Source organism: Actinopolymorpha sp. NPDC004070 (genome assembly GCF_040610475.1).
GTDB lineage: Bacteria > Actinomycetota > Actinomycetes > Propionibacteriales > Actinopolymorphaceae > Actinopolymorpha.
In genome coordinates, this window is record NZ_JBEXMJ010000012.1 from 74,284 (window position 1) to 91,092 (window position 16,809).

Genomic DNA, 16,809 nt, shown 5'->3' on the forward strand with positions numbered 1-16,809 from the left:
GCGTTGTGGCGTGACCAGCCATCGCGACCCGATCAGCTCGACGAGCCGGACGAGACTTCGCCGCAAGCCGGACAGAGGCCGCTTCGACCGGGCGAGCATCGAACGCATCCTCGACGAGGGATTCGTCTGCCACGTCGGTGTGGTGGACGTCCAGACGCCCCGGGTGATCCCGACCTGCTATGGCCGGGCCGCCGATCTCCTGTACCTGCATGGTTCGACCGGGAGCACGCTGCTCCGTGCTCTCGCCGCCGGGACCCCCCTGTGCGTCACCGTCACCCTTGTCGACGGCCTCGTGCTCGCGCGCACCCAGCGCACCCATTCGGTCAACTACCGTTCGGTGGTGATCTACGGGCAAGCCAGGCTTGTCAGCGACCCGAACGAGAAGGCACGTGGGCTCGCCGCCATCGTCGAGCACGTCGTACCCGGCCGGGCCGCAGACGTACGGCCGCCCAACCGCCGGGAGCTCGCCGAAACCCACGTCCTGGCGATCGGGATCGACGAGGCGTCCGCCAAGGTACGCAGCGGCCCACCACTGGACGGCCTGGAAGATCTCGAACTGCCCGTGTGGGCAGGGGAACTGCCGCTGCGCACCGTTGCCGATGAGCCGGTGCCGGACCCGTCCACACCTGCAGTCCTGCGGGCCGGTCCGCCTGTCTATGTCCGTGACTATCGCCGGCCCGGAGGATGATGCCGGCCCGCCGCGGCCCGCCCGTCGCGGTCGGGACCTGTCGGCGGCCTCCGTAGAATCCGACGGATGGACTCCCTCCCCGACGTGCAGACCGAATCGCCGCTGGCGGTGCTCCGGCGAATCTTCGGCTACGACACCTTCCGGGGCGAGCAGCGGGAGATCATCGAGCACGTCGTCGCCGGTGGGGACGCTCTCGTGTTGATGCCCACCGGCGGGGGCAAGTCCCTGTGCTACCAGATTCCGGCGCTGGTGCGGTCAGGTGTCGCCGTCGTCGTCTCACCGTTGATCGCGTTGATGCAGGACCAGGTTGACGCGTTGACAGCGGTCGGGGCGCGGGCCGGTTTCCTCAACTCGACGCAGGGCCTGGCCGAACGTCGCCGGGTCGAGGCGGCGTTCGTCGCCGGCGAGCTCGACCTGCTCTACCTGGCGCCCGAGGCACTGGGCAGTCGGGCGACGGTCAACCTGCTCGACCGTGGCGCCATCGGGTTGTTCGCCATCGACGAGGCGCACTGCGTGGCGCAGTGGGGGCACGACTTCCGCCCCGACTACCTGGCGCTGTCCATGCTGCACGAGCGCTGGCCCGACGTACCCCGGATCGCCCTGACCGCCACCGCGACCACCGCGACCGCCGCCGAGATCGCCACCCGGCTGGACCTGACGGCGGCCCGGCACTTCGTGGCCAGCTTCGACCGGCCCAACATCCAGTACCGCATCGTGCCGAAGCGGGAGCCGCGTAAGCAGTTGCTCGACCTGCTGCGCACCGAGCACCCAGGGGACGCCGGCATCGTGTACTGCCTGTCCCGCGCGTCCGTCGACAAGACCGCCGAGTTCCTGGTGCGCAACGGCGTCACCGCGTTGCCCTACCACGCGGGCCTGGACGCGGCCACCCGCGCCACCAACCAGCAGCGGTTCCTGCGCGAGGACGGTCTGGTGATGGTGGCCACCATCGCCTTCGGGATGGGCATCGACAAGCCCGACGTACGCTTCGTCGCCCATCTCGACCTGCCCAAGTCCGTCGAGGGCTACTACCAGGAGACCGGCCGCGCCGGCCGGGACGGGCTGCCGTCCACCGCCTGGCTGGCCTACGGTCTCCAGGACGTCGTCCAGCAGCGCAAGATGATCGAGTCCTCCGACGGCGATCCGGCCCGCCGGCGGGTGCTTGCCGCCCACCTGGACGCCATGCTCGCGCTCTGTGAGACCGTCGACTGCCGCCGGGTCCAACTACTGCGTTACTTCGGCCAGGACGGCTCGCCGTGCGGCAACTGCGACACCTGCCTCACCCCGCCGGAGTCCTGGGACGGCACCGTCCCGGCGCAGAAACTGCTGTCGACCGTCCTGCGGTTGCAGCGCGAGCGCAACCAGAAGTTCGGTGCCGGGCAGTCCATCGACATTCTGCTCGGCCGGCACACCGACAAGGTCAAACAGTACGACCACGACTCGCTCACCGTGTTCGGCATCGGCGGCGAGCTGTCCGAGGCCGGATGGCGTGGCGTGGTGCGGCAACTGCTCGCCCAGGGACTGCTCGCGGTCGAGGGCGACTACGGCACGCTGGTGCTCACTCCTGGCAGCGCCGAGGTACTGAGCCGCCGTCGTACGGTGTTGATGCGACGTGAGCCCGAGCGGCCGACGTCCCCTTCCCGGGCGGCGAGGGCCCGGTCCGCGGGCACCGCGGCCGTCGAGTTGCCCGCCGACGCCGAGCCGGTGTTCGAGCGGCTCCGCGCCTGGCGGGCGGCCGCCGCCAAGGAGCAGGGAGTCCCGGCGTACGTGGTGTTCCACGACGCGACACTGCGGCAGATCGCCGCCGATCCGCCGACGACGCTGGCTGACCTGTCCCAGGTCAGCGGGGTGGGAGAGAACAAGCTGGCGAAGTACGGCGAGCAACTCCTCGCCGTCCTCACCGGCTGACCGTGCCTGCTGCCGACGGGCAGAACGGGGTCGGGAATCCGTCGTCAGCCGACCTTCGGCACAGCACGCAGGCCGAAGTGGGCGTACACCGATCCGTCCTCCAGCGTCGAGAACGCCACCGGTGTCCACGACCTCGCGTCCGCCTGCCGGGTGAGGAACAGGTCCTTCTCCACCGGCACCAGGACGTACTCCTCGACCGGTTGGTCGACCACCTCCGCCAGCGCGTCGGTGGCACTGACCCTGGCCACCAGGCCGCGGTCCTCCACGGTGAGCTCGACCCGGCGGCCGACGGTGGCGTACGTCCCGGCGTACGCGGTGAGGTCGAGGTCGACGGGCACGTCGGGTGGCGTCGGCCGCGGCGGCAGCGCGAGATCGCAGAACTCCGCGAGCAGCCCGTCGAACAGCTCCTGGTAGAGGTCCTCGGCCCGGCCGCCGTTGGTGAGCAGGGCGATCGCCACCCCGGCGTCCGGCACCACCCGCAGGAACGACGACTGCCCGATCGTCCCGCCGTCGTGGCCGAACGCCCGGCGCCCGTTCCAGTCGTACAGCGCCCAGCCGAGACCCCAGCCCGCCGCGGTCGAGCCGCGGTGCAGGAGCACCGAGCGGGTGCGCATCGCGGCGACCGAGGCGTCGGTGAGCACCTCCCGGCCGTTCACACCGAGCCCGCCGTCCAGGTGCACCCTGGCCATGCCGACCACGTCCCGGGCCGTCGCGCACAGGGTGCTCCCGGCCGGTGCGGTGGAAGGGGGCAGCTGCCACCGGGCGACGAGGGTGGGTGGCCGGTCGCCGTCGACGTCGTGGCCGTACGCCACTCGGAACCGCAACGCGTCCTCGGGCAGTGACACGGTCTCGTGCAGCCCGGCCGGCTCGAGCAGCCGGGTCCGCAGCGCCTCCCGCCAGGGCTGGCCGGTGAGGCGTTCGACGATCCGGCCGGCCAGCACGAACCCGGTGTTGCAGTACGACATGAGCGCACCGACCGGGTGGACGAGCCCGAGGTCGGCGCAGGTCTCGGCGTACTTCGCGACCGCGTCGTCGCCCCTGCCGGTGTCGACGAAGTGGTCGCCTGGAATGCCGCTGGTGTGGGTGAGCAGGTGACGGACCGTGATTCTGCTGAGCGCGTCGGCGTCGGCCAGCCGCAGCTCGGGCAGAACGGTCGCGACCAGTTGGTCGAGGTCGAGCAGATGTTCGTCGACCAGCCGCATCACCAGCGTGGTGGTGAAGATCTTGGTGATGGACCCGATCTGGAAGACCGAGGCAGGGGTGGCCGTCACACCTGCCTCGACGTTCAGGGTGCCGGAGGCCGCGGTCGACACGTCACCGTCGGCGAGAACGGCGAGCGACGCCCCGGGAACTCCGTGTCGGCGCACCAGCTCGTCCAGGCGTTGCTGCCACTCCACGAAACGTCTACCGGGCATGGGGCACTCCATTCGGTCGACAGATGAGGAAAGCGTAATAAATGAAGAGGGTCTGCTTCAGCCGCTCAAAGAACTCCAGATGCGGACGTTCGCCGATGAGGGTCGCGCCGCGTTGCAACCGGGGTCACGCACAACGACACGGGCGGCAGGGGAGGAAAAGGACCTTGAGGCCAGGGACGTTCGACTACTCCGAATGGGGACATCGGTAGCAGCCCGGACGGAGGGATCAGCGGGACCCTCTATGGACCTAGTTCACGTCTGGCAGAAAGAGGGCGTCATGTCCGCCGAAGGCGCATCCGGGCAGAGGCGTCCCCATGATCGCGCGTGAACTCGACGCGACCGAACGCGAACTTCTCGTCCGCGCCGCGATCCTGGCACCGAGTGCGGACGAGGTCCGGCCGTGGCGGTTCGGCGTCGACGGCGACACCGTCGACGTGAACCTGGATGCCGGCGGGCAGTCCGACGGTCACTTCGCAGGCTCCGGCTCCGGTTCCGGCTCAGGCAGACGGCGGGTGATGGTCGGCGTCGGTGCGGCGCTGTTCAACCTCAGGGTCGCGGCGGCGGCGCTGGCGCGGGGGACGACCACGAGGCTGCTTCCTGACCCGGGCCGGCCGGAGCTGCTCGCGCAGGTGCGGGTCTGGCCCGGGCCGGGCACGGAAGTCTGCCTGGCCGGGCTTCTCCTCCATCTGTACCGACCACGGCCGGGCCGGCGTTCGTACGCCGACCGCCCGATCCCGCCCGCGATCCGGCGGGAGCTGGAACGCGCGGCGGCCACGGAGGGAGCGACCCTGAGCTGGGCGGACGACGGACACCGCGAGAGGCCGTGGGGCCCGGCCGGGTACGGCTGCCAGGACGGCGTACTGGCCGGTAGTCCGTATCAACCGTCGTACGAGGACCACTGGACGCGGGCGGTTCTGACCACGTCCGCCACGTCGAGCACAGCAAACGCCGGCCCGCGCGACTGGCTGGTCGCGGGGCAGGCGCTGCAGAGGGTGTTGCTGGTGGCAGCCCGGCACGGACTGTCGGGTTCGGCGTTCGGTGAACTCGGCGGCTTCGACGAGCTCGGCGGGTTCGGCGGGTTCGGAGGGTTCGGCGACCTTGGCGAGTCGGCGGGCTGGCAGGGCACGTTCGGACTGTCACACCGACCGTGTACCGGCGGGCCCGCTCACGTCGGACTGCGGCTCGGTTGGGGACCGTCGATCACGCGTACGACAACCCGCCCACTCGCGGACTTCGTGGCCGACGACCTGTGCTCGTGAGCGACCTCAGCTCAGGCCCTTCCCGGCCGCCCACTGCTTCGCGACCTCCCACAGCTGGGCGTCGTCGACCGCGGTGCCGGGACCGGGATCGGGGCCCGGGTCCGGGCCGGGGTCGGGGGTGACGAGGGCCCAGGTCGGAACGGTGACGTCACCGTCCTGGGACAACAGCCACTTCAGGTCGTCGGACTTCAGGTAGCCGATCCCGTCGACGCCCCAACTCGTGCTCCAGGAGTTGGTGAGGGTGTAGGTGCCGGTGTCCACGTCCAGGCCGTTCACCACGAGCTCGTGACCACCGGCGATCCCGGAGGAGCGGTCGACCGGGATCAGCCCCTCGGAGTCGGGCTCGAACATGCTGTTCATCCACACGATGCCGATCATCACCGGCGCCGTTTGCAGCGCGGCGTTCATCGCGTCCAGGCTGAACGCGTGTTGGTACGACGTGGCCAGCCCGAGCGCCTTCAGCGCCTTGGCCACACCGAGTCCGGACGATCCGGTGTCGTCGGGCGGGTAACTGCCGGAGAACTCGTCCAGCCGTGTCGCCAGCGAGTACAGGCGTACGGCGAAGTCCTCGTTCAGAGGGTACGAACCCGCGGTGAACGTCCCCTGCGACGCGGCGGCGGCTGCGGCGGTGATGTCGACCTTCACCAGGCCCTGCCGCGCGGTGGAGTCGGTGCCGAGGAGGCCGGTGCCGGCGTTTCCCGTGCACGACCCCAGGGTCCCCTGGTCCAGGATGTCGATGCGACGGCCCCAGTGGACGGTCTTGATGGCGGAGCGGGGGAGGACACCGACTGCGAAGGCCAGCGATCGTTCGTCGTGCTCGACGTTGCGGCCGAGCCGGGGATCCTGGCGGTCGTACTCGTAGAGGTCCATCAGAGCCTGCCTTCCACGGATGTGCGGGGAAGCGGAAGTTGTGGCGTCAAACGGTGAACTACAGGAACGGACCCAGATACAACGATGTCAGGGTACGTCCGAAACCGCGCCCGGTCGCCGGTTCGACCCAAATCCGCCACCCGTCACAGCCGCCGGAGGGGTGGTCAGGCGAAGTACACGCGGTGGTCGAGGAACGCGTCCACGTCTGGGTGCCGGCCACCCTCGCAGAGCAGCATCCAGAAGCGGCAGTACGTCCGGACCTCCTGCATGGGTGGCAGCGGCAGGACCGACTCGTACCCCCGACGGAAGTCCTCCGGGCGGGTCAGGCACATCTCCGCCACGGCCAGCTCCAGCTCGCGCGGGCCCACGACATAGGAGTCGAGGTCGACCACGCCGGCCAACGTGCCGTCGCGATAGACGAACTGGTTGCCCGAGATGTCGGGCATGATCGGCGCCACGTGCCCGGAGAAGACGTCCGGGTCCATCGCCTTCGCATGGCGTTCGAACCACGCGCCGACCTCCGGCTGATGCGACCAGAACCGCGAGATCATGCGCTGCATGCTCGCGTTGCTGCGAGTCACGAACTCGACCGGGTCGAAGGCCTGCTCCGTAAGCGTTCCGTACCTGTCGTAGGTGCGCAGGTGCAGGCGGGCGACGTACTCCCCGAGACGTTCGTTCACCGGCCCGGAGTCCGGGAAGTCGTCCGGCTCCCACGCCGTCCCGTCCACCCAGGTGAGGATGTACGCCGGTCTGTCGCCGACCGTGGTGGAGGCGACCGGACGTGGCGCCTGGAGCAACCCGTCCTCGTCGACGGCGTGGAGGATCGGGTCGACGTTCAGCAGCTGGGTGCCGTACCGGAGCCCGAAAACGTCCTGTAGGTGCTGCCAGAACGGCGACAGGGCCGAGGCACGTAACCGCGGGACACGCAGCGAGTACGACGCGCCGGAGGTCGTCCGCAGCCGATAGAGGAAGTTGGAGCTCCTCGCCATCAGGTCGACGGAGGTGACGGTTTCGCCGAGAGCTGCCTCGGCGCTCTTCCGCACCAGCTCTTCGGTGGGCTCCGTCATGCGGTCAGGTCCTCTCTCTCGCCGACGGCCACAATCGCTCGATTGTCGCCGATGCCTTGTCCCCGTTGTATTCTCGGTCCCGTGCCGCACAGGTAGCGGCCTCCAGCCCGTACGAAGCGCCCTTGTGTGCGCTCTCCTTTGGAGGTCCGCTCATGTCGTCCATTCAGGTGCGCCCGTTCCGCCGCAGCGATCGCGACCAGCTCACTGCCCTGGTCAATCGCCACATCCAGGCGGTGATCCCGGGTATGTCGGTGTCGGCCAACACCGTGCTGAGCCAACTCGAGCGCGAGCCGGATGAACTGGTCGTCGACCCGTGGGTCGCCGAGCGCCGCACGCTGGTCGCGGTCCAACACGACCGGCTGGTCGCCGCGGCTCACCTGCTCCGCTACGGCGACACCGAGCCGGTTGGAGAGGGCTACCGCGGCCTCGGCGAGATCCGCTGGTTGGTCTGCCGGCCGCCGGACTTCCCGTGGAACGACGCCGAGCCCGTGGGTGACGCGCTCGCGGCTGCCAGCCACCAGCAGTTCGACGCGTGGCGGGTTCGTCGGCTCACCTGCTCCGCTACGGCGACACCGAGCCGGTTGGAGAGGGCTACCGCGGCCTCGGCGAGATCCGCTGGTTGGTCTGCCGGCCGCCGGACTTCCCGTGGAACGACGCCGAGCCCGCGGGTGACGCGCTCGCGGCTGCCAGCCACCAGCAGCTCGACGCGTGGCGGGTTCGTCGGCGGTCCGCCGACGGAGGGCTGCCCGCGCCGGGTGTCTACGGAGTCCCGGAGCAGTGGCCGCACGTGCGCGGGATCTACGAGCGCGCCGGCTTCACGTACGACGGGCAGCACACCGAGGTGGTTCTGCTCGTGCGCGTCGAGGAGCTGCCCAGGGCGGGTGAGCCGCCGATCCCCGGACTTGCCCTACGCCGATCACTGGGCATCAACGGCACCCGCTTCTCCGCCCACCTCGGCGACCTGCGCGTGGGCTACATCGAGGTCGAGAACCTCGCCGACGCCGGACGGGTGGCCCGGCACGACGGCTGGGCCGACATCGGAAACCTGCACATCCTGGAGGACTACCAGCGGCGCGGGGTCGCGACGTGGTTGTTCGCCCTCGTCGCGGACTGGCTCCGGATGGCGAACGTCGACCGGTTGCTGGAGTACGCCCTCTCGACCGCCGACGCCGAACTCGCGCTGTTCCGCAAACTCGGCTTCGTCGAACTCACCCGAACCGACCGCGGGTTCACCGCCCACCGCTGATCGAGGCGTTCGTGTCCTCGGGGTCAGCGGGCTGCCATCGCTCATGGCTGTGCTGGTCGCGCTGTTCGCGTCCAAGATCATGCTCGTCGGCTTCGAGTTCCGCCAGGCTTACCTCGAGGATGCGGGGATCGTGGATCCTGTGTGAACGGAAGTGACGCGATCCGGGCCTCGTGCACGCTGTCCCGCCGCGGACGATCCGCCGGGGAACTGATACCGAAGGGGAGACTCGATGACCGGCAAGAACATCATGTGTTTCGGTGATTCCCTCACCTGGGGCTGGGTGCCGGTGGCGGAGGGCGCACCGTCGTGGCGGTACCCGCGCGAGGTGCGGTGGACGGGGGTGCTGGCCGATCGGCTCGGCGACGGCTACCACGTCGTGGAGGAGGGGCTGAGCGCGCGCACCACGACGGCCGACGACCCGGCCGACCCGCGGCTCAACGGTTCGACGTACCTCCCGTCCGCGCTGGCCAGCCACCTGCCGCTCGATCTGGTCATCGTGATGCTCGGTACGAACGACACGAAGTCCTACCTGCGGCGCACGCCGAACGAGATCGCGACCGGCATGTCTCTCCTGCTGTCCCAGATCCTCACCTCGGCCGGTGGGGTCGGGACCGCCTATCCCGCGCCGAAGGTCCTGCTGGTCTCCCCGCCGCCGCTGGCCGAAATGGGCCACCCGTGGTTCGAGGTGATCTTCGAGGGCGGCCGGGAGAAGACGATCGAGCTTGCCAGGAAGTACGAGGCGCTGGCGAGCTTCCTGAACATCCCGTTCTTCGATGCGGGCTCGGTCATCAGTACGGACGGTGTGGACGGGATCCACTTCACCGAGGACAACAACCGCGTGCTCGGCGAGGCCATGGCCGGCGAGGTGCGACGCATCCTCGGCGACTGAGCGTCGGCGGCTTACCCAGTGGTGGCTGGCGGGTCAGGCGAGCGGGGTGTCGTCCAAGGCTTCCGCGACGTCGCCGGGGGTGTCGTAGATGGCCACGGCCCCGGCCCGCTCGAGCTCGTCGTCCCCGAACCCGCCGGAGCGGACGGCGATCGCCGGCATCCCGGCCTTCTTGGCCGCCTCGATGTCCCAAACCGAGTCACCAACCATCACGCTCTTCGCGTCCGACGGCGCTCCGAGCTTCTTCAGCGCGACCTGCAGCAGGTCCGGTGCCGGCTTGGAAGCTTCGACATCCGCACTGGTGGTGTAGTCGTCGATGATGTCCCGGGCGTCCAGTTTGTCGATGAAGGCGTCCGCCTGGCTCTGCTGAGCGGAGCTGGCCAGCACCAGCCGGTGACCGCGGTTCTTGATGGCCACGAGCAGGTCGCGGGCACCGGGCAACGGGGCCATCTCCTCGATCATCGCGGCGACCTCCTTGGCCTGCTGCTCCCGGGCCCGGTCGCCCACCCGGCGCTCGAGATCCTCCCCGCCCACAGCTGTGACCACCTGGTCCCCGCCCATGCCGATCAGCCGGTGCAACTGCCACACCGGACGGATCTCGCCCACCGACCGGAGTGCTCGGTACCAGGCGAGCGCGTGCTGGTAGTTGGAGTCGATGAGTGTCCCGTCGATGTCGAGGACGGCGATGATGGAGTCGGTCACACCTGACGGCTACCCGCCCTGCCCGTGCCCAACCGCATGGTCTCGGCAGGCACTCGGAGGAACTCCCGCTACCCTGCCTGCGTCGGCCGGGGCACGCCGTGACTGCCGGGAACGGATGTCGAGATGACGAGGACGCGGGCAACACCTGCGGCGAAGGGGGCGGCGGACGCGCCGCCCGTCGCCTCTCTGGCGCATCGAGCGCTGCTGGAGCACGCGGCTGGATACCGGCCGTTCCGCGGCGGTGGACTGTTCGAACGGATCGGTGGGCAACCGACGGTTGACAGGCTGGTCGACATTCTCTACGACGGGTTCGAGGGTGACGAGGCCCTCCGGCCTCTGTTCCCGCGGGACCTTGCCGATGGACGAGCGATGCAGAAGCTGTTCTTCGCCGAGTGGTTGGGCGGTCCGCGGCGCTACAGCGAGGAGGCCTACGGCAGCCTGCACCACAAGCACGAGAGTGTCCCGATCACGCGTGCCGCTGCCGGCCGGTGGCTCTGGCACTTCCGGCAGGCGGTGCGCGTCACGATCGCCGCGGAGGACGACCAACGGACGATTCTCGACCAGGCCCACTCACTGGCGCTGGCGCTCGTCAACCGCTCCTCGCCGAAGAGTGACCAGCGTCAAGATCATGTTGCGCTGCACGGTGTCGGTGGACGAGTCGTCAAGCGGGCAACGACTCTTGCTCGTCGTGGTGACGTCGCCGGAGTCGAGACGGTGTTGGCGGAGGAGCCGGACCTGTTGCTTCCCACGTACGCCGCGGCGATCATGCAGGAAGCCGCGCTTGCCGGGCGTGCAGATGTCGTCCGGTCGCTCCTGCGCCACGGGGTCGGGGCCGACATACCCTTTCGCCTTCCGGTGGGCCTCGTCGGTCGTGCGTACGAACGAGTGGTGTTCGCGACACCGTTGTGTGCGGCGCGGCTGAAGCGCAGGGCGGCGGTCGAGTCCCTGCTCCTCGAAGCCGGCGCCAAGGAGGACGTCTTCACTGCTGCGTTCCTCGCTGATGTTCCTTCTCTGGTACGGATGCTCGCTGCGGAGCCGAGTCTCGCGCAGGCACCCGATCCGGCGGTCGACGTCCTGGACATCACCCCCGTTGATCATGCGGTCGCCGGTGGCCAGGTCGAGACTCTACGAGTGCTCGTTGACCGAGCGACGGACGGGTTGGGCGGCGGAGTCCGCGCCCTGCGAGGTGCCGCCGAGCGCGGGAGCGTGCCGATGGTCGAACTCCTGCTGGAACGCGGCGCGGACGCGACTCGGATCGGCACGGGGCGCTGGGTGCTGCATCCCGTACTCGCTCCGCTGCTCGCCGGTCACGGGGCGTCGATAGGTTCCTCGGGGGCGTGGATCGGTGCAAGCTGTACGGGGAACCAGGGCCGCAAGGACGATCCGGACTATGTACGAGCTCTGCTGCGCTATGGCGCTCGCGTCGACGACCGCCGGACCGGCGAGCCTGGTCGTACCAGCGGAGTGGAGGCGCTGAACGCCACGGCTCTGCACTACGCAGCCAAGGCGGGCTTCCGGAAGACGATCGAGGTGCTGCTGGAACACGGCGCCGATCCTCGCGCTCAGGACAGCCGCGGCCGGACGCCGCTCGACTGGCTGGAGGAAGCGGCACCATCCGTCGACAGGGCAGGCGTCCGGGACCTCCTCACCCGCGGATCGTGAAGCGTGCCGGAGGCCGCCCAGTTGACGGTCTACAAGGATGGAATGAAGGTCCCCTGTCACGGACGGCCGAGCGCCAGATATCGCTCGTCGGAGATCTCGCGTCCCCAGAACACCGGATCGTCGAGCCGCTGGACGTGGACCGACTGACATTGCGTGCGCAGCAACGTCTCGCACTCTTCTGCCGTGATGCCACCGCCGGTCTCCCACCTGCCCTCGACCAGTACGAGCCGGCCACCTGGGCGGAGTAGTTCGACCCAGCGTGCGAGCGCGGTGGCAGGGTCGGGGAGTGCCCACAGCACGTGCCGCGTGAGGACGACGTCGAAAGAGTGCGGCTGGTGAGGTGGTCGAGCCGCGTCACCCTGGTCGAACCTGACGTCGACGCCGGCCGCGGAAGCCTTGGCTCTGGCCGCCTCCACCATCTGCTCGGCAAGATCGACACCGGAAACGCGATAACCGGCCTCGGCGAGGAGCACCGACAAGCTACCGGTCCCACAACCGAGGTCAAGCACGTCCGCGGGGCTCGGCGGTAGGGCGTCAAGGAGAAGATCCTGCCAGGCGCGGCGTACGAGAGGGTCGCGAAGACCGTGGTCGGGCTCCTCGTCGAACCTCGGAGCGAACGCGTTCCAGTACTCACGCATGTCGGCGGTCATGGAGCGCATCCTGCCAGGGCCCACCCCCACGTCGCCTCCACCGTGCGGGCTGAGCCTACCGTTCATCGACGAACGCCTCGACGGTGAGCGCGACCGAACTGCCGAGCACACGCGGGCGGACCTCTACCGGGGAAGCCTCGACCGCAACGGAAATCAGATCGCCATCGCCGTGGGCGCGGTGGCAAGCTCGGCCGAGGGCGCCGTCGTGGTGCACTGCCTGTCCGGTGTCGACCATACGGGGCGGGCTTGGTGGACACTGTGCGGATGATCGTTTGGCTGAACGGGCCCTTTGGCGCGGGCAAGACGACTATCTTCGATGCGCTGGGCGCGGAGGGCGTCGAGGTCAGGCACTTCGTGCTGGACGCCGTACCCGACGAGTTCGTACGGCGCATCGAGAACGACACCGAACTCCGGCAGGCAAAGGAGTGGCGGCTGCAGCGGTTGGCGGACTACCAGGCCGCGTTGCCGTGGCTGCGCGACTCGGCAAGTGTCGTGGACACCAACCACAAGACACCCGTCGACGTAGCTGCGGAGATCGCGGGATGCCTCGAAAACTGTTAGCTGCAAACGAAGTCGGCGGCTAGCGTTGCGCCGGTGGAATTCGTTGTGACGCTCGACTGCCTCGACACCGAAGCGATGGCCGGTTTCTGGGAGGCGGCCCTTTCCCCGCTGGCGTACCGGCGTGCATTCGATGCTCCGCCGTACCTGAGCCTGGTGTCCGAAGAAGGCCCGACCCTCCTCCTCCAGGCGGTGCCGGAGCCCAAGAGCACCAAGAACCGGATGCACCTCGACCTCGGTGTGCAGGACCTGGAACCGGAGGTCGACCGCATCGTTGGCCTGGGCGCCAGTACGGTCGCGACGGACATGACCGAACACGGCTTCCGGTGGGCGGTGCTCGCCGACCCGGAGGGCAACGAGTTCTGCGTGTTCGTCAAGCCGTCCAGAGGTTGAGCGCGGTGTCGGTGATCGCGTCGTGAGTGGCGCGGTCGCCGATCGACAGGTGCCAGGACGCCGCCTGGACGCCGAGCGCGAACAGCCACCTCCGGGTCCGCTCGCGGTCGAGGCCCAGCCGGTCGGCCAGCGCGTCGGCCCGGGCGGAAGTAACAGCGCCGTCCATGTCGTGCTGAAGGAACAACGCGGCGTCGTACGACGGATCACCCACCAAGCCATGCGGATCGATGGCCAGCCAGCCGCGCTGTGACAACACGACGTTGCGCCGGTGGAAGTCGCCGTGCAGCAGGACGGACCGATCCGAGGACGCCGGCAGCGCACCGAACAGCCGTGCTACCTCCCGATAGGTGCCGGTGTCCACGACGTTTCCGAACTGCTCGGCTCGTTCATCCATCAGGCGGGCACGCTTCGCTGCTGCCGTGTCCAGGGACTCCAGCCGGTCGGGCTCGACCAGGCCGGACAGATCGGCGGCCCACAGTTGCGGCAGCACCGTCGCCGCGACGTCGTCCGCTGCGGCCGGCGAGAGATGCTCCGCGTGCGTGCCGGGTACGCAGCACTCCATCAACGTGGCCCGGATCGCCTCGTCGTGGGCGAACAGGCGTACGGCTCCCCGACCCGCCCACGCCTTCAGGGCGGTGACGCGGTCACTGGTGACGGGCATCGGCACGGTGATCTGGAGCACCCCAAGCTCGCCGTCCCCGAGCCGCACGGGAGCGGTCCAGCTGGAGTCGCCGCCGGGCTCGAACGCGGGCAGCAGGGTGAGGTCCCACCTGCGTGCGCAGGTCGCGATCAGCCGGGGGAGTTCGTCCAGCCAGGCGGCGCCTGCCGGGTAGTACGCCCGAATCCTCTCCGCGAGGCCGACCGGGACGAGACGGGTGGCGTCGCCTGCTCGGGCGCCGTCGGCGACCTCTGTGTGCGTGGCCTCGGTCACGGGGCTCCCCATTTCTGGCCGACCGGATCAGGGGAAGTATGCCGGAGCGCGGTCAGTTCGGGAGGCGTTCGGCGAACGTTCTGCGGGCGTGGACGCGTTCGATGGCGCCGAGGGTGAGGCGCTCGGACTCCTCGATGTCCACGCCGAGCTCGGCCAGGGTGGTGAGAGGTCGGCGGGTGTAGTGCTCTCCCTGCAGGGGAACGCTCGCCAGCTCCACCGTACGTTGCGCCGCACGGAACCACCAGGTGGACGAGACCACGTGGTCGGCCAGCAGGAGATTCCCGTCCGGTCGAAGCACCCGCAGCGCCTCGACGAGGGCGGCGCGTTCGTCGGGTACGCAGCACAGGGAGAACGTGGCGACCACGGTGTCGAACGTCTCGGTGGGGAACGGAAGTGCGCCCGCGTCGGCGCGGTGGAACGCGACGGTGCGCCCAACCTCGTCGGCCCGGTGTCGTGCGGCGTCCAGCATGGCCGGGCTCCAGTCGACCGCTGTCAACTCCACCTTGCGGGGATAGTGCCGCAGATTGGCCCCCGTACCTATGGCGATCTCCAGCGTGGATCCGCGGGCGCGGCCACAGACCCAACGGCGGCTGTCGGCGAGGTAACGGCGTTCCACGCCGGCCGTCTTCGTGTCGTACGTGGGTGCGCGACGGTCCCAGTAGCCGACGAGCCGGCGGGAGGAACGGCTCACGAGGCCGCGGCCTTCGCCGTGCCGGCACCGGTCGTGCCGTCGCAGGATCCGCCGGCGATCCGGGCCAGTGCCGACTTCACGTCCGCGAGCCGGTCGTCGCCGAGCGCGTCGACCCAGCGGGACTCCAGGTCCGCGAAGTACTTCGTCGCGACCTCGGCGGCCCGCATGCCACGGTCGGCGTAGACGACGACGCGCCCCCGGCCGTCGGTCGGGTCGGGCACCCGGCGCACATAGTCGTGGCGTTCGAGGTAGCTGACGAGTTCGCCCATCGCCTGCGGCGTCATCCCGGCGCGCCGGGCCAGCGTGGTGGGCCGGGTGCCACCGCAGTCCATGAACCGGAAGACGTTCAGGCAGTGGGTGGGCCGCAGGTCGTCGTAGCCGGACTCCACGAGGTGCCGGACCAGGTCGTCCATGAGCCGCGCGAACGCCTGGGCGATGAGCTGCGGCAGGGACGGCGCCGGGGTTGTGTCTTCTGCTGGCATTTCTTAAGCTTACCTTCTAAGGCTTCCTGAGTACATCCGGAGGGTGAGGACGTGAGGCCGTCGTGAACGTAGGCAAGATCGCGCGGATGCTGGTGGGTGCGGTCCTGGTCGCCCTGGGCGCCCTGTGGGTGCTGCAGGGCGCCGACCTCGTACGCATCAAACCCGTGCTGTGTGTCGCCGACTGTCAACCGCTGGTTGGCGGATCGCCTGTATGGCTCGCCGTCGGCGTGGTCGCGTTCCTCGCCGGTCTCGCGTTGCTGACCGTGCACCGGCGGCGGGGCCGCCTCGGGCGGGGTCAGGAGTAGAGGCAGAACGGGTGGCCCGCGGGGTCGAGCATCACGCGAACGTTGTCCTGCGGCTGGAAGTCCGCGACGACCGCGTGCTCCACCGCCGCCTCGAGGTCCTGCACCTCGATGTCGAGGTGCGACATCATCTGCTGTTGACCCGGCGCGCTCGGCCACACCGGTGGCACATGGTCGGGCTCGCGCTGGATGGCGAGATACGCCACGCCCTCACCGGGATAGAGCGTCACCCAGTTCGGCTCGTCCCCCTTGATCTCCCAGCCCAGCACGTTGGCGTAGAAGGTGCCCAGCACCTGGGGATCGGGCGCGCCCAGCACGACACCCCAGTAGTCACCCCTCGTCGCCGGATCGGCCGACGGGTCGGGCGTGGCACGTCCGCGCAGCATGCCGGCAAGCAGACCACCCGCGACCGCGGACGGTCAAGAGGTCGCGGTGAGGGAAGCCCGGGCGTCAAGCCCGTCCTGCGGGGTCGGCTGGTTCGGAGGCGCTACCGTCGGACGGGTGACAACAGTCGAGATCGCCGTCGCCAGCCCGGCCGACCGTGACCGCGTGCTCGGTTCGCTGGTCGCCGCGTTTCCGGAGGACCCGGTCCTGCGGTACCTCTTTCCCGACGAGGACACCTACCCGGCCTACGCGGCGGCGTTCTTCGGGGACCTCTTCGACCGGCGAGTTCACAGCCGGACGATCTGGACGGTCGCCGACGGCGCCTCGGTCGCGATGTGGGAGCCACCCTCGACCGCAACCGGCCCGGCCGACCCTGCCGCCTCGCCCGGCGACGGGCTCGACACACGGTTGCCCGCCGAGGTGTGGGCTCGCGTCCGCGCCTACGACGAGGCCGTGCACGGCGCGCTGCCGACCTCGCCGTTCTGGTATCTGGGCGTCCTGGGCACCCACCCCGACAGCGCGGGGCGGGGCTTCGGGCACGCCGTCATGAACGCCGGGCTTCGCCGTGCCGCCGCCGACGGCCTCCCGGCGGTGCTGGAGACCAGCAACCCCGCCAACGTCGAGTTGTACCGCCGCGCCGGCTGGCAGGTGACGCGAACCGTCGACGCGCCCCTGCCCATCTGGGTCATGACCCAACTACCGCGCTGAGGTCCCCCGC

21 protein-coding genes are annotated in these 16,809 nt (G+C 69.7%); 11 read left to right on the forward strand and 10 right to left on the reverse strand.

Annotation, left to right across the window (positions count from 1 at the left end):
- Window positions 1-10: 10 nt before the first annotated feature.
- Window positions 11-688 carry a pyridoxamine 5'-phosphate oxidase family protein gene (locus ABZV93_RS21730; protein ID WP_354938996.1) on the forward strand — a complete coding sequence of 226 codons (678 nt, stop codon included), beginning with the start codon at window positions 11-13 and terminating at the stop codon, window positions 686-688.
- 66 nt (window positions 689-754) lie between these two features.
- Window positions 755-2,593, forward strand: coding sequence for a DNA helicase RecQ (recQ, locus tag ABZV93_RS21735; RefSeq protein ID WP_354938998.1), 1,839 nt, complete (start codon window positions 755-757; stop codon window positions 2,591-2,593).
- 44 nt (window positions 2,594-2,637) lie between these two features.
- On the opposite strand, the gene ABZV93_RS21740 is transcribed toward recQ, so the two are convergent.
- Window positions 2,638-4,008: a serine hydrolase gene (locus ABZV93_RS21740; RefSeq protein ID WP_354939000.1), complete on the reverse strand. Its 1,371-nt coding sequence runs from the start codon at window positions 4,006-4,008 to the stop codon at window positions 2,638-2,640.
- A gap of 314 nt (window positions 4,009-4,322) precedes the next feature.
- Here ABZV93_RS21740 and ABZV93_RS21745 point away from each other — a divergent pair, with 314 nt between their 5' ends.
- Window positions 4,323-5,267 carry a hypothetical protein gene (locus tag ABZV93_RS21745; protein ID WP_354939002.1) on the forward strand — a complete coding sequence of 315 codons (945 nt, stop codon included), beginning with the start codon at window positions 4,323-4,325 and terminating at the stop codon, window positions 5,265-5,267.
- 6 nt (window positions 5,268-5,273) lie between these two features.
- Here ABZV93_RS21745 and ABZV93_RS21750 read toward each other — a convergent pair whose 3' ends face one another.
- The 3 genes from ABZV93_RS21750 to ABZV93_RS21760 form a co-directional block, all read right to left on the reverse strand.
- Window positions 5,274-6,137 carry a hypothetical protein gene (locus ABZV93_RS21750; protein ID WP_354939004.1) on the reverse strand — a complete coding sequence of 288 codons (864 nt, stop codon included), beginning with the start codon at window positions 6,135-6,137 and terminating at the stop codon, window positions 5,274-5,276.
- Between the two features lie 164 nt (window positions 6,138-6,301).
- Window positions 6,302-7,204 carry a phosphotransferase gene (locus ABZV93_RS21755; protein ID WP_354939006.1) on the reverse strand — a complete coding sequence of 301 codons (903 nt, stop codon included), beginning with the start codon at window positions 7,202-7,204 and terminating at the stop codon, window positions 6,302-6,304.
- The gene (locus ABZV93_RS21760; RefSeq protein WP_354939008.1) at window positions 7,201-7,722 is read right to left on the reverse strand and encodes a hypothetical protein; all 522 of its coding nucleotides are present in this window, start codon (window positions 7,720-7,722) and stop codon (window positions 7,201-7,203) included. The genes ABZV93_RS21755 and ABZV93_RS21760 overlap by 4 nt, the downstream gene beginning before the upstream one ends.
- Window positions 7,723-7,736: 14 nt before the next feature.
- Here ABZV93_RS21760 and ABZV93_RS21765 point away from each other — a divergent pair, with 14 nt between their 5' ends.
- Window positions 7,737-8,450, forward strand: a complete 714-nt coding sequence (locus tag ABZV93_RS21765) for a GNAT family N-acetyltransferase (protein ID WP_354939010.1) — start codon at window positions 7,737-7,739, stop codon at window positions 8,448-8,450.
- 229 nt (window positions 8,451-8,679) lie between these two features.
- Window positions 8,680-9,339, forward strand: a complete 660-nt coding sequence (locus ABZV93_RS21770) for an SGNH/GDSL hydrolase family protein (RefSeq protein WP_354939012.1) — start codon at window positions 8,680-8,682, stop codon at window positions 9,337-9,339.
- Window positions 9,340-9,372: 33 nt separating this feature from the next.
- On the opposite strand, the gene ABZV93_RS21775 is transcribed toward ABZV93_RS21770, so the two are convergent.
- Window positions 9,373-10,038, reverse strand: a complete 666-nt coding sequence (locus tag ABZV93_RS21775) for an HAD family hydrolase (protein ID WP_354939014.1) — start codon at window positions 10,036-10,038, stop codon at window positions 9,373-9,375.
- 123 nt (window positions 10,039-10,161) lie between these two features.
- Here ABZV93_RS21775 and ABZV93_RS21780 point away from each other — a divergent pair, with 123 nt between their 5' ends.
- Window positions 10,162-11,700, forward strand: a complete 1,539-nt coding sequence (locus ABZV93_RS21780; RefSeq protein ID WP_354939016.1) for an ankyrin repeat domain-containing protein — start codon at window positions 10,162-10,164, stop codon at window positions 11,698-11,700.
- 56 nt (window positions 11,701-11,756) lie between these two features.
- On the opposite strand, the gene ABZV93_RS21785 is transcribed toward ABZV93_RS21780, so the two are convergent.
- A complete protein-coding gene (locus ABZV93_RS21785) occupies window positions 11,757-12,350 on the reverse strand; it encodes a class I SAM-dependent methyltransferase (RefSeq protein WP_354939018.1) in 594 nt (197 codons plus the stop codon).
- On the opposite strand from ABZV93_RS21785, the gene ABZV93_RS21790 reads away from it, so the two are divergent.
- Genes ABZV93_RS21790 through ABZV93_RS21800 form a run of 3 tightly spaced genes read left to right on the forward strand, consistent with a single transcriptional unit; the run spans window position 12,349 to window position 13,301 of the window.
- Complete coding sequence (locus tag ABZV93_RS21790) at window positions 12,349-12,618, forward strand: tyrosine-protein phosphatase (protein WP_354939020.1); 270 nt, start codon at window positions 12,349-12,351, stop codon at window positions 12,616-12,618. The two genes, ABZV93_RS21785 and ABZV93_RS21790, sit on opposite strands and share 2 nt — an antisense overlap.
- Window positions 12,615-12,911, forward strand: coding sequence for a hypothetical protein (locus ABZV93_RS21795; protein WP_354939021.1), 297 nt, complete (start codon window positions 12,615-12,617; stop codon window positions 12,909-12,911). The genes ABZV93_RS21790 and ABZV93_RS21795 overlap by 4 nt, the downstream gene beginning before the upstream one ends.
- A 33-nt stretch (window positions 12,912-12,944) precedes the next feature.
- The gene (locus ABZV93_RS21800) at window positions 12,945-13,301 is read left to right on the forward strand and encodes a VOC family protein (RefSeq protein ID WP_354939023.1); all 357 of its coding nucleotides are present in this window, start codon (window positions 12,945-12,947) and stop codon (window positions 13,299-13,301) included.
- On the opposite strand, the gene ABZV93_RS21805 is transcribed toward ABZV93_RS21800, so the two are convergent.
- The 3 genes from ABZV93_RS21805 to ABZV93_RS21815 are packed head-to-tail and all read right to left on the reverse strand — an operon-like array spanning window position 13,282 to window position 15,405.
- Window positions 13,282-14,232, reverse strand: coding sequence for an aminoglycoside phosphotransferase family protein (locus tag ABZV93_RS21805; protein ID WP_354939025.1), 951 nt, complete (start codon window positions 14,230-14,232; stop codon window positions 13,282-13,284). The genes ABZV93_RS21800 and ABZV93_RS21805 overlap by 20 nt on opposite strands.
- A gap of 52 nt (window positions 14,233-14,284) precedes the next feature.
- Complete coding sequence (locus tag ABZV93_RS21810; protein WP_354939027.1) at window positions 14,285-14,923, reverse strand: class I SAM-dependent methyltransferase; 639 nt, start codon at window positions 14,921-14,923, stop codon at window positions 14,285-14,287.
- Window positions 14,920-15,405 (reverse strand): MarR family winged helix-turn-helix transcriptional regulator, encoded by a 486-nt coding sequence (locus ABZV93_RS21815; protein WP_354939029.1) that lies wholly within the window; start codon window positions 15,403-15,405, stop codon window positions 14,920-14,922. The genes ABZV93_RS21810 and ABZV93_RS21815 overlap by 4 nt, the downstream gene beginning before the upstream one ends.
- Window positions 15,406-15,467: 62 nt before the next feature.
- On the opposite strand from ABZV93_RS21815, the gene ABZV93_RS21820 reads away from it, so the two are divergent.
- Window positions 15,468-15,710 (forward strand): hypothetical protein, encoded by a 243-nt coding sequence (locus ABZV93_RS21820; RefSeq protein WP_354939031.1) that lies wholly within the window; start codon window positions 15,468-15,470, stop codon window positions 15,708-15,710.
- On the opposite strand, the gene ABZV93_RS21825 is transcribed toward ABZV93_RS21820, so the two are convergent.
- Complete coding sequence (locus ABZV93_RS21825; protein WP_354939033.1) at window positions 15,701-16,093, reverse strand: VOC family protein; 393 nt, start codon at window positions 16,091-16,093, stop codon at window positions 15,701-15,703. The two genes, ABZV93_RS21820 and ABZV93_RS21825, sit on opposite strands and share 10 nt — an antisense overlap.
- A gap of 115 nt (window positions 16,094-16,208) precedes the next feature.
- On the opposite strand from ABZV93_RS21825, the gene ABZV93_RS21830 reads away from it, so the two are divergent.
- Window positions 16,209-16,799 carry a GNAT family N-acetyltransferase gene (locus ABZV93_RS21830; RefSeq protein ID WP_354939035.1) on the forward strand — a complete coding sequence of 197 codons (591 nt, stop codon included), beginning with the start codon at window positions 16,209-16,211 and terminating at the stop codon, window positions 16,797-16,799.
- Window positions 16,800-16,809: the final 10 nt, after the last annotated feature.

Bases quoted from the DNA above. Each gene is read 5' to 3' on its own strand.
- recQ (WP_354938998.1), top strand. From the start codon at position 755: ATGGACTCCCTCCCCGACGTGCAGACCGAATCGCCGCTGGCGGTGCTC.
- ABZV93_RS21740 (WP_354939000.1), bottom strand. From the start codon at position 4,008: ATGCCCGGTAGACGTTTCGTGGAGTGGCAGCAACGCCTGGACGAGCTG.
- ABZV93_RS21745 (WP_354939002.1), top strand. From the start codon at position 4,323: ATGATCGCGCGTGAACTCGACGCGACCGAACGCGAACTTCTCGTCCGC.
- ABZV93_RS21750 (WP_354939004.1), bottom strand. From the start codon at position 6,137: ATGGACCTCTACGAGTACGACCGCCAGGATCCCCGGCTCGGCCGCAAC.
- ABZV93_RS21755 (WP_354939006.1), bottom strand. From the start codon at position 7,204: ATGACGGAGCCCACCGAAGAGCTGGTGCGGAAGAGCGCCGAGGCAGCT.
- ABZV93_RS21770 (WP_354939012.1), top strand. From the start codon at position 8,680: ATGACCGGCAAGAACATCATGTGTTTCGGTGATTCCCTCACCTGGGGC.
- ABZV93_RS21780 (WP_354939016.1), top strand. From the start codon at position 10,162: ATGACGAGGACGCGGGCAACACCTGCGGCGAAGGGGGCGGCGGACGCG.
- ABZV93_RS21790 (WP_354939020.1), top strand. From the start codon at position 12,349: ATGGAGCGCATCCTGCCAGGGCCCACCCCCACGTCGCCTCCACCGTGC.
- ABZV93_RS21785 (WP_354939018.1), bottom strand. From the start codon at position 12,350: ATGACCGCCGACATGCGTGAGTACTGGAACGCGTTCGCTCCGAGGTTC.
- ABZV93_RS21795 (WP_354939021.1), top strand. From the start codon at position 12,615: ATGATCGTTTGGCTGAACGGGCCCTTTGGCGCGGGCAAGACGACTATC.
- ABZV93_RS21815 (WP_354939029.1), bottom strand. From the start codon at position 15,405: ATGCCAGCAGAAGACACAACCCCGGCGCCGTCCCTGCCGCAGCTCATC.
- ABZV93_RS21825 (WP_354939033.1), bottom strand. From the start codon at position 16,093: ATGCTGCGCGGACGTGCCACGCCCGACCCGTCGGCCGATCCGGCGACG.